The sequence below is a fragment of the Daejeonella sp. genome, assembly GCF_044342615.1.
Lineage (GTDB): Bacteria > Bacteroidota > Bacteroidia > Sphingobacteriales > Sphingobacteriaceae > Daejeonella.
On sequence record NZ_JBIIPN010000009.1, the window covers coordinates 25225 to 36962 of the forward strand.

Below are 11738 nucleotides of genomic sequence, written 5' to 3' on the forward strand. Positions count from 1 at the left end.
TTAGAAATATTAGCAAAATAAATTTTAAAATTATCTAAAACCTCCATCTGTTCTAATTCAAGTTTATAATTGAGTTTGCTTTAAATGAAGTCCAGTCAAACTGCCCAATTAATATCGGTGTTGTAGTTTCAAGCAATAAATACTTTTTACCATTAAAGTTAATAGACTCTCCTTCTATACCCAAATCTGACACGGCCGCCATCATATGTTCACCATTTGAAGACTCATTGCCTGAGTTAACAGTACAAGAAACTAAGACAATGTTTTCAGCTGGTATTAATTGTGACAAAATTGAAGCAAAGAAAATTGATTTACTATCGCAATCTGAATATCCTAAAACAAAGGACTCCGGTGGTGTTGAAATTCCGAAGTAATACCATTCATTCGTGTCAAATTCAGGTAGTCCGTATGGTAGAAATTGAACGAAATTCAAGGCCGCTTGTACTCTATTGAAATAATTATCTTGGCTAATTGAAACCAATTCCTTGTATATAAATTTTGAAACTTTATCGGTAAATGAAGTGTATGTAAACACTAGCTTTTTATAATCTATGCCAAAATCAGAGAATGATTTAAAAAAGCAACAATATTGATTCATTTTAAGTGAGAATTCATCTGAGTGGATGCCATCCCTTAGTTTAAATCCATCTTTATTTTTGATTATTAAACTATTTGATAGCCCAAATAAATCGACTTGAGAAGAGACATCAGCAGGATGTAAGAAACAATCAAAAACAACCTTATGAGATTTAACTAGCGGAAAAGAATAACTGAATTGAACTTTATCAGGCAACATTTTACCAATTGGCTTCTGGTTATTAAAAGAAGCATAATTCTGAGGTGCATTCGAATAAATTTTAGTTTTTGATTTATGTTTTGTTAAAAACTCTATAATCGTTTTCGAGTTCTTATTTGAATAACCTAAGTCTACATTCTGGTAATTTTCGAAAAAACCAGATAAGTAGAATATTAAAAAAACAATTAAACTCAGGTAAAAAAAGATCATTGCAATTTTTGATTATAGCCTAAAAAAAACTTTATAAAACTAGGGGTGAAAGCCCACTTTTCACTCTTCCGAAACCTATCCATTATCAAAACACCAAGTACTACAATGGATATAAAAAACGGAATAAAATACCATGGATAATTACTTTGATTTAAACCCAAAAAAATAACCAATGACATCAAGAAAGAATTAAAAATGTAGGCAAACAAACTATTCTTCCCTAAAATTATAAGAATATTTAACACAGGTATAGGTCGTTTAAAACGATTATCTATCAAACCTGCAATAATAAAAAATACAGAAAATGGAATCAATAATAGGATGTTTTTTAAAGGATACCAAAGTTCTAAATAGAAATTTCTAATCGGATAAACTTGGTCAACAATTACAAAATAAGTCAATGCAAATAAACTTAGCCCTAGGAACAAAAAATGGGGACTATATTTTGTAAAAAATAATTTGTGACTAAACGTAAAAGCTCCCAATAAAACAAATGCTAACCAAGGTAAAATTGGGAACCAACCATCATAAAATAACCTTTTTATAGGATTAGCATTAGCAATTGTTGTAAAAATATCGAATAACTGTATCTCATCAATCTCAAAACGATATGAAATAAGATAAGGAAGAATAAAAGATCCAAATAGAATTAATAAAAACAGAAAAATGTAATACTTGAAGTCAATAAAAATCAAAATCAACTGTGAGAATGCAATTAAATATAAAATGTCGTAGGTAACGAAGGGAATAGTCCCCCAAAAAAACATATCAATAAAAACTGCTATAGATAATATTTGCAATGCTCTACTTATGAGTATACTCTTGTTAACATCACGCTTTAACAAATTCATTTGTGTGAAATATCCTGTCAAAATTAAAAATACAGGAGCCGCAAATGAGCATATTAACCTAATAAAATTAAAATCTATAAAATTGAAAAAGTAAATGCTCGTATTAGCAAAAATCATGACTAAAACTGCAATTCCTTTAATTAAATCTAAAGAAAGACTTCTATCCATCTAAATTTAATTTATAAAAGAAAATGTGGTTAAAGCAATGATTAAAATATAAAAGAAGATTGTTACCATGAAAAAGTAAAGATCACTTCTTAAGCTATCTGATTTTTTAGTTCTTTGTTCGTAAATGGCAAACAAAGTGTAAAAAGAAATAAACAGAAAAGTAACAATATGTAAACAATCAGAAAGATTAAGCTTGTCTGAAAATGGCAAATAAGACTCAGTTATATACTTATTTCCGATTGCTGTGAAAAGTGAACCAACTATTAGTGCAAACTTCTCTTCGCTTTGCTTGTTAGGTAAAAACAAGTTTAGTGAGGAGATAAAAAAGGAAATAAACAAAACTAAGAACATTTTCCAGTATAGGTTCCAGGAATCCCTAGATAGGACAATACTAGTGTGCAAAGTATCAATCGAAGCATCTTTTTTTCTTATGTTGCCAAAATTTGATGACCATTCAACAGTTTTAACTTTTATATCAGCACTATCTAAATTCCATTTGTCGATAAAATTGGGCTGAATCAAACTATTTCTATGGTCGATAACAATATTTTTTTCTCCTCTGTAATGACCTAATAATTCAATATCTAAATTCAGAACCAAATTATCAAAAGGATATTTTGAGATGTTTGCTTCATTCAACATTTTTGCTCTGAACTTAGCCAAACAATTAAATTTTTGCCCTATATTAGGAATAACAATACTATCCGCTTCTTTATAAACAAGCTCAAGTTCAATTGATTTATCTATATCTATTAAATCGTTATTAATATTATACAATTCTCCGTATGAATTGGCCCACAAATAAAAAACAACCTCATATGTAGAATTTATATAATCAATGTTATATACATTATCTATATAAATTCCTACATCCAATCTCTTTTCAAAATCACTAGATGATGTTTTAACCTGAGAATAGGAACTAAAAAAACATAACATCAAAATTGATATCAGAATAATCTTCTTAGCTATAACTTGAAATAAAGAAACTATCATTAAAGAATTAAATGTTTTCCAAAATATCGTCTTTAAAATAGAAATTTAATATCAAATTTAAATTTTACCCTCTGCTCTTTCTAAATATATCGTGTGACATACGAAATGTAACGCATTGTCACGTATTATAACATGATGTATAAAAATTGATTACATTGAAAATCTTAGAAGTATATGCAAATCTTAAAGATACAATTAAAGGAGATTAGCGATTTTTTTTAGCAATTTTCCTGAATAAATCAAATAACCGATTTAGGTCAAAAACAAATAAGAATGAGTATCTTTTTCAAAAGACATGCCTCCTAAACATCACATTTAATTGAGCAAAGTGATCTGAGTTTCTTGATAATTTGGTTAAAGGTCTTTTATTATCTAGCCAAGTATTAAAGAAAGCTCCTTCAATAGAAATATCATTTAATAGTCCTAGTTTGAAAGAAAGTGAAGCCCTTAAGGGGATATATGGACTGCGCTCTGTGAGATTAATCTCATAATATTTCCCATTAAAATATAGCTTTTCTGTTCGGTTGGTAAGTAGATATCCAAGTCCTAAACCTAAATTTAAATCTACCGGAAATCGTTTTTTTAGATTATAACTTGGCATTACATTAAAAGTGGGTGTAATATCTAATGCGAAATTATAACCATTAAACATAGGATCTAAAACATCGTTACCATCCTGATTCCCAATAAACTCCTTTGCTGCAAATTGCTGAATACTAAGATTACTTCTTATACTTACATGATCACCATATCGCTTACCTAGTCCTAAAGTAAGTACAGGAGCTTTTTGATTAACGATATTTTCAAATTCAATAGTTGGTCTTGGAGCAGAAAAAAATGTCCCTGCTCCAAGTCCGACTTGATAAAAAACAATGCTCGGGTTTCTGGGTGTAGAGAATCCCTGGCTATTAGCGTTATTTATAGAACTAAGCCCTAGAATAATTAATGCAATGAATATTCTAATCATTAATCACTAATTAAAAACTTCTTACAGCTCTAACAGCGCCAGTACCACCATATCCAGATTTAATTTCTTGAATTTGTGCCCCTGTACCAAAATTTTGAGCCCAACCTGCGTTATTACTAGACTGCGTTGATGACCAATAAGGTACAGTTTTTGAAAAATTACCAATACCTTTCAAGTGAAGATTTTGATAAATTAAATTTAATTCATCTTTAGATGGTAAATACCAATCCGAAAAGTTCCCTGTGGTGTATTGATCGGCAATTTTTGCAGACCAGTTACCAATTGACTGCGCTGAAACACATTGGGTAAGCATTTCTTTGGTGTTATTTAAGCCTGTCCCAATAGCGGGACTTGTATTTTGAATATTCTGAGTATAACAACCCCACTCAGTTCCTGAATCTCTAAGATTGGTTTTAGTAACAATTAACCCATGTAAAGAGGTTGCATCAATATAAAAAACAATACCACCTTCAAATTCATCTCCTACTTTAAGGGTCAAACGTTTTATTAATCCGCTTAAATCAACCTTTAATTCCCCAACCACTATCTTTATAGCGTCTAATTCACTAATAATGCTACTAATATCTGCATCTTGATCATCTAGTTTACTTGTTAACTGACTAACTTTTGAGAGGTTCTCAGTTAATTGTCCTTGTACAGAAGTAATCTGAGTTTTTAAAGCATTTAATAGCTCTTTATTTTGCCCAACACTTCCTGACAGTAAAGCAAAGTTCTGATCCATTACCTTCAATTGATCCTTTATTTTCTCAATTTCTCCTAGAATTTGGCTTAGCTTTTGTAAATCTACAAGTTGCTCCAAAATACCTTGATATTTAATTTGTAAATCTGCAAGTTGGGTTTTGATTAATTGAAGATCAGTATCTTGATTTTTAAGCTTGTCATTTAGTACGCCAATTTGAGTCAATACTAGTGAAAGCTGGGATTGTAAGTCATTAACTCTTGTAAGAAGCTCTTCTTGCTTTGCTGCACTCGCTCTTAACTCAGAAATTAACAAATCAGATTTAATTTGAAGAGTTTTAACTTCATTTAAAAGTTGATCATTTTGACTTTTAATTTCTAAAATCAAATCAAATAGTTGCGAGTTTGATTGGTCACAACTATTAAATAGGAATAAGGTCAGGACAATTAATAGCCTTGATATATTTTTCATAATTTAGGTAGTTAGTAAATTATTTTATTTGCACAATAATAATTCTAATAAAATAATCAGAAATGATGAATTAGTTAACGTATAGACTTAATGATTAAATGCAGCATTTTGACTGATTATAATAGCAGTAAAAAATACTAAGCCTAAACAATCTCCAAATTAACCCTAACCACCACCCTCGTCCCCTGCCCGGCAACAGAAGAAAATTCAACAGCAAATTTGGGGTTTGATTGTAATAATGAGAGACGCTCATTCACCAATTCAATGCCTTTAGATTGATGCAGTTTTTGAGTTTTATCAGCATCCATACCTTTACCATTATCTGTTATTGTGCAAATTAAATAGTTGGGCTCGCGACTAAAATCAATGATCAATTCAGGATTCATGGTTTTAGAATTAAAGGCATGTACAAAGGCATTTTCTACAAAAGGCTGAATAAGCATTGGCGGAATTTCAATTTTAGACGGTTCAATAGACTCATCAAGCGTAATTTTAATTTTAATTGCCTTATTAAACCGCAAATTTTCCAATGCTGTATAAGATTTTAAATACTGAAGTTCATCCTCCAAGCTAATTCTCAACTTGGATGAATTATTTAAAGTATGACGTATTAATTTTGAAAACTCACCCATGTATTGAAGTGCCTCCTCTGTGTTTTTTCCCAATATGAAATTCTGTATCGAATTCATAGCATTGAAAATAAAATGAGGATTCATCTGACTTTGTAAAGCCTCCATTTTTGTCTCGCTCAAACGTTTTTGCACCTCTCCCTTTTCTTGCTCTTGGCTTTTTATAAATGCAATTCGCTGTTTAACAGCAAAATAAAGAATAGCAATAATAGTTAGTGCACTAATTAATATGAACCACCAGGTTTTCCAAAATGGTGCATTAATTTTAATTCTTAAATATTTAATCGAAGTGGTTTTACCAATATGTAAATCCTTTATGTCCATTAGGAGGGTATAATTACCGGGACGCAAATAAGTCAAATTGATTGTTTTTGAACTTGTCCAATTACTCCATTTAGCATTTTCCATACCCGAAAGATTAAATCGGTACAATAATTTATTAGAGTATGCTACATTTTGTGGCTCAAAGCTGATAGAAACAGTATTTTTATTATATTCTAAGTCGAGTTCTTTAATGTCATAGGATAGCCATTGGTAATACTCTTTTGTAAAAGGCTCAAAATTAACTTCTAAGTTCGTTAGCTTTAATTCAGGTTTGAGATATGGTTCAGAAATATATTTTTTAAGATCTAATTCATAGTAGCCCTTAGTGGTACCAATGCTTAATATATTTTCATTTAAATATGATGTGCTAATATTCTTATTCTTTAGTCCCTGTTCCTCATCAATTAAACGTATTTGCCCATTATTATAAATAACTATTCCTTTTTCATTACCAATAATGATATTGTTTTGATATGATTCAATAAAGTAAATCGATTTTCCTAGAAGTTGTTCTGAACTAATCTTTTTTAACACTTTAAATTTATTCGATACATCAAGAATAAAGACATCACCCGATTTATTAGCTATTATCAGATTATTGTCTTCATTTACAGTCCCACATACTAACTCATTTTCAGTCCACAATTTACTCTCAGCATAAGAAAAGAATTTTCCATCTTGATAGGCAAAAAGTCCCATCGAAGCTGAAAGGGCAAATTTTTTATTAAATAAATCGATGATTTGAACCGTATTTCTTCTTAAATCATTATACTTTTTGAAAGCTTCTTTTTTTGTCAAATCATTACTTATCCAGAAAAATCCATAGGGCTCTTCGAATAATAATTGATTCTTATTTAAAAAGCTAAACTGATCAACTATAGTGCGGTTGTAATCAATTATTTTACCATTTTTAGTGATTTTGAATAAGCCCAAATTACTGCTTAACCAAATATGTGATCCATTTATTTTGAAATCTTTTAATTGAAAATCTTCAAATGGTATCCTCTTATAACTTCCAAAACTCTTCGACTGCCATTGTTGATATTCATTTAAATTGTAGTTTCTTAAAAAATCATAGAAATTTTTCCTAGATACCTCTTTAATAAGCTTGTTTGTACTCAAAAATATTAATTCGTTTTTTCCTAAAATAAATTGTTTAGCGTTGCTTTTTGCTATTTTTAATATTTCTAATTGTTCTTTTTGGAAATTATTTGAAGGGTAGTGACTTAGCGGACTTTCCAGCTCTACTCTAAAAAGTCCCTTGTCAATTGTGCCTACATAAAGTAAATTTAATTTGGAATCATAATGTAGGCTCCAGACTTGATGACTTGGGATTCCAAACGTATTATTTTGATTTATAAGTCCAGTTTTGGACAGTTCATAAACTCCACCATTCGTAAAATTTACTCCATTGGCAGCTGCATAGATATTGCCTTTTTTATCTTTCGCATAATCCCAAAAAATAGTACTGGTATTTATTTGTGTTAGGGTTTTGTTTGAATTGTCTTTAATAGATACTTGGTTATTTATCTTTCCCTTTAAGCTAACATGAGAGTAGAAAAATATATTATCTGAGGCATAAACAGAAAAAATCGTGGGTATCTCTAGACTTTCTAATTGAAATGTTTTTCTTTCTAAATTGATACTCCAAACGCCATCATCAAAAGTTGCAAATTGGATTTTATTATCCTTTAAAAAGAAATCCATAACTTGGAATAAGCCCTTTTTGCCGTTTATTTTCCCGCTAAAAACTATTCTCCTTGTATTGATATCAATTACCGAAAAGCCGAATTGCGTGCCTACATATAAATGATTTTCATAGATGAATAAGGTCCTTATCTTATCATTTACTAAGTCATTTTGGGAATTGATAACACTAAAATTCTTCCCATCAAAATGAGTGATCCCACCTCCAAAACTCCCAAACCATAAATGATTATTTGAATCTTCAATGATAGCCCAGCAACTATTATGGGCAAGTCCATCTGATGTGAAATAATTCCTAACTAATCCATTTTGTATAGCGGATATCCCATTGTCGGTACCAAGCCATAAAACACCTCTACTGTCCTTTAAAATGGAATAAATACTATTATTAGGAAGGCCATCCACAGTAGTTAAATTGGTGGATGGGAATTGTTGAGCGTATAAAACTTCAACAAAAAAGAGAAAAATAAGTAGTAGTCTATTTTTCTTTGAGAATAGCATTAATCAAGTTTTCTTTTTGCCTAATTGATACAGGCAATGTTTCTCCTGTAGCCAATTCAACCATTAACTCATTGGTTTTATGAACGCGGTTTACATAATTCATATTCACTAAATAAGACTTATGAATACGTTGAAAAACATTAGAAGGCAACATTTCTTCCACATATTTTAATGTTTTAGAGAGTATGATTTTTTTACCGCCAAGAAGTACAATTTTACAATAATTACTATCAGCTTCGCAGTATAAAATTGAATTAACTTTAATAAGTTCAAAGCCGTTTTCTGTGGGAAAGGCAATTTTTCTATAATCAGATTCACCCGACTCCAAGTTTTCAACTAAAAGCGCAAATTTATCGAACAATGAAGCCTTATGAAGTTTATTCTCATATTTTTTAATCGCTTCTGACAGATCTGGGAAATTGATTGGTTTCAACAGATAATCTAAAGTCCCCTGTTTGATGGCATCTATGCCAAATTCGGAATGAGCAGTTGTGAAAATAACTTCAAAATTAACTTTCTTTAATTCTTTGAAGAGTTGGAAGCCATTTTTATCAGGCATTTGAATATCTAAAAAAACTAAATCTGGTTGATGCTGTTCAATAGCCTTAATAGCATCATCCACACTTTCGCATTTCGCTAAGATTGAAAATTTATTCGGGAAATATGTAGTCAACATTTTATCCAGAAACTCTCTGGAGTTGTACTCGTCATCGACTAATATTGTTTTTATCATAGTCCAAAAATAATTTGTTTTTGAAATGCAAGATTATGAATGAGTTAACGTATGTAATATATGATTTAACGTCGAATGAAATAATTTTATTTTAAGGATGTCTTTATTGAGTTTCTTAATCTGTTAAGGGTATTTTCATTCCAATAGGCCGTCATTTTAACAGTCCCATCGGGACGGCCTTTAAAGATGGATCGAGCCTATGGCTCTTTTATTTATTTACCAGTTAAGAATTATTTACCAGTTCCACGGGACGACCAATCTTGTAACGGAACAGGAATAAATTCCTGCCTTTAAAGATGGTTCGAGCCTATGGCTCTTTTATTTATTTACCAGTAAAGAACTATTTACCAGTCCCATCGGGACGACCAATGTTGTAGCAATGGATTTCAATCCATTGCAATAAATAAAATCAATCGAAATAAAAAAACATATTTTAGATTTCCAGAGAAAAAAAATCAGCTAGTTTGTACCTTTCGATTTCCTAAGACTATAGAGGTAAAATGTTAATATTGAAAAAAGAAATCCGATTAAAATTATGATATAATTCATTGGTTTATGGATTGTTAAAGACATCCTAATTAAAATAGTGGTTATGATAAAACTTGCATTTCTAAAAATGGTGAAAAATGAAAATTGATACATAAACGAGATGATTAGAAGCAGAACATCCACAAAAATCATTATTGAAAAGAAGTCGGCATAAAAAACCGTATTAGGATTAGGATAGTTTTCATTGACTCTCAAGGCATGTATCATATCCACTCCCCAAGTAAATAAACTACTAACACTTAACAACAACAAAATCAAAATCATTCCTAGAGATACTAATTTCTTAATATTGATGAAGTTATTAAGCTGTGGCGATCCTTCAGGTTTATGATTTTTTTGATAAATCCGATAATAAAGTATGGTTAGACTCAGCATCAATAAAGAAGCGCATAAATCATAAAGCAGATAAATATATTCGGGGTTATTTATATCATCTGATGCCTTCAAATCAAAATCAGCAATATCATGAAAAAAGCTTCTTAGGGTAATTAGGGTGATTACTTCAAATTGTTTTCCAATAAACTCTGAAATGGACTTCGGTAAAATAATGACTAAAAGAAAAACTTCATAAAACAGAATAAAGCTAAATGGTGTATAAATAGCCTTTAAATAACTGTGTTCGAAGTTTTTGAAATATTCAAAGTTGTTTCCTAAAAAAATTACAATTAAGTGGATTATAAAGGCAAAAATTGCGGCGCGAAGTATAAATAGTTCTACTTTACGAACATTTTCCGGACTAAAAAAGGAATCGAAGTAAATGCCGGCGAGTTGAAATAGACTTTTCATTTGGATAGCTGATTATGGTTTTTACAAATTTCAAATAGTATTCCATACCAAAGCTAAACAATCAGGTTCTCAGAAATAATCAACTATCAATTAGGTTTTTTCTTGAAGTCATAATGAATTACGAGCAAAGAAGATATTACTAATAAATAATAGATTAAAGAGATAAGTTCTTGTTTTACAGGTACATTATAAATGTAATTAATAAAAAACAAAAACAATACAATAGATTCGAAAAAACAGATTTCTAAGTTTAAGGAAGATGTTTTGAATGATAGGTGTTGATTTATCTAAAAAACATCGATCAGAGGGAAATGGTTTTGAAAATACAACCATTTAATTTTAAGAGAAGACTGGGGACTCTTAATTTTTGATAAAGTGTCCGTTTCACCTAGAATATTTGTTTTGAATTATACCAGATAAGTCTAATTTTAGCAGAGCTAGATGCTTAGTGGTTAATGAATACACCATTACAAGGAAATTCACAATTATTTTTCCGTAATTTAAAGTATGGAAAGATTAAAGGTAAGCGCCATTATTCAGGTGCCCATCAATAAAGCATGGCAATTTTGGACCAAAGCAGAACATGTTAAAGGTTGGAATTTCGCTAGCTCCGATTGGCATTGCCCAAATGCTACTATTAACTTAGATATTGAGGGTGAATTTCACTATACCATGGCAGCAAAAGATGCCAGTGCTAGTTTTGACTTCTGGGGGATTTACAAAAAAATTGAAAAAGAAAAATTAATTGATATTGTATTGGGTGATGGGCGAAAAATGTCGGTATCTTTTGAGAAAATCAATAATGCAACCCAAATTACTGAAGAATTTGAACCTGAAACTGAAAATTCAATAGAACTTCAACAAGCCGGTTGGCAAATGATTTTAGATAATTTCAAAAAATATTGCGAGCTAAATTCTGAAAATCTGTAGAAAATGAGTTTGGTGGGTAATACTAAAAAAGAGAAATAGTATTCAAAATACGCTTAATTAAATTGAAGACGAGTCTGGAGACTCTTAATATTTGCTAATCTGTAGAGATTGCAAGGGTTAAACTCCATAGACATTGCAAGCAAGGTACTTTATGGTTGGTGAGAACACCAACCATAAGGAACACCAACCAAATGAGCTTTATAACTTATAACTCTTCTTAATTATCGAAAAATACAGTTTGTCGGAAAGCAATTTCCTCATTATCAATAACATCGGACCAGGTTTTCCTACAGTGTACCTCATCCTATTGCTCTCATCATTTGCCGCTTTATAAATCATCTTAGCAACTACTTCTGGACCTTCAGCATCTTTCATCACCTTCTCTGCGGCATCATTGAATTTTTTAATGAAACCATCATA

Annotated in this window: 9 protein-coding genes and 1 pseudogene; 1 reads left to right on the forward strand and 9 read right to left on the reverse strand. The window is 30.5% G+C overall.

What is annotated here, in order from left to right; genetic code table 11:
- Nucleotides 1–52: 52 nt before the first annotated feature.
- The 8 genes from ACIQ0D_RS01650 to ACIQ0D_RS01685 form a co-directional block, all read right to left on the reverse strand.
- The gene (locus tag ACIQ0D_RS01650) at nucleotides 53–1006 is read right to left on the reverse strand and encodes a hypothetical protein (RefSeq protein ID WP_395802468.1); all 954 of its coding nucleotides are present in this window, start codon (nucleotides 1004–1006) and stop codon (nucleotides 53–55) included.
- Complete coding sequence (locus ACIQ0D_RS01655; protein WP_395802470.1) at nucleotides 1003–2025, reverse strand: acyltransferase; 1023 nt, start codon at nucleotides 2023–2025, stop codon at nucleotides 1003–1005. Before ACIQ0D_RS01655 ends, ACIQ0D_RS01650 begins: the two co-directional genes overlap by 4 nt.
- A 6-nt stretch (nucleotides 2026–2031) precedes the next feature.
- The gene (locus ACIQ0D_RS01660) at nucleotides 2032–3021 is read right to left on the reverse strand and encodes a hypothetical protein (RefSeq protein WP_395802472.1); all 990 of its coding nucleotides are present in this window, start codon (nucleotides 3019–3021) and stop codon (nucleotides 2032–2034) included.
- Between the two features lie 286 nt (nucleotides 3022–3307).
- Nucleotides 3308–3988, reverse strand: coding sequence for a hypothetical protein (locus ACIQ0D_RS01665; RefSeq protein ID WP_395802474.1), 681 nt, complete (start codon nucleotides 3986–3988; stop codon nucleotides 3308–3310).
- Nucleotides 3989–3998: 10 nt separating this feature from the next.
- The gene (locus tag ACIQ0D_RS01670; protein WP_395802476.1) at nucleotides 3999–5159 is read right to left on the reverse strand and encodes a hypothetical protein; all 1161 of its coding nucleotides are present in this window, start codon (nucleotides 5157–5159) and stop codon (nucleotides 3999–4001) included.
- A 143-nt stretch (nucleotides 5160–5302) separates the two neighbouring features.
- Complete coding sequence (locus ACIQ0D_RS01675; RefSeq protein ID WP_395802478.1) at nucleotides 5303–8320, reverse strand: histidine kinase; 3018 nt, start codon at nucleotides 8318–8320, stop codon at nucleotides 5303–5305.
- On the reverse strand, nucleotides 8298–9053 hold the full coding sequence (locus ACIQ0D_RS01680; protein WP_395802480.1) for a LytR/AlgR family response regulator transcription factor: 756 nt from the start codon (nucleotides 9051–9053) through the stop codon (nucleotides 8298–8300). Before ACIQ0D_RS01680 ends, ACIQ0D_RS01675 begins: the two co-directional genes overlap by 23 nt.
- A gap of 459 nt (nucleotides 9054–9512) precedes the next feature.
- The gene (locus tag ACIQ0D_RS01685) at nucleotides 9513–10388 is read right to left on the reverse strand and encodes a hypothetical protein (protein ID WP_395802482.1); all 876 of its coding nucleotides are present in this window, start codon (nucleotides 10386–10388) and stop codon (nucleotides 9513–9515) included.
- A 507-nt stretch (nucleotides 10389–10895) separates the two neighbouring features.
- On the opposite strand from ACIQ0D_RS01685, the gene ACIQ0D_RS01690 reads away from it, so the two are divergent.
- Nucleotides 10896–11318: an SRPBCC domain-containing protein gene (locus ACIQ0D_RS01690; protein ID WP_395802484.1), complete on the forward strand. Its 423-nt coding sequence runs from the start codon at nucleotides 10896–10898 to the stop codon at nucleotides 11316–11318.
- 198 nt (nucleotides 11319–11516) lie between these two features.
- On the opposite strand, the pseudogene ACIQ0D_RS01695 reads toward ACIQ0D_RS01690, so the two are convergent.
- Nucleotides 11517–11738: pseudogene (locus ACIQ0D_RS01695) on the reverse strand (hypothetical protein); the annotation flags it as partial.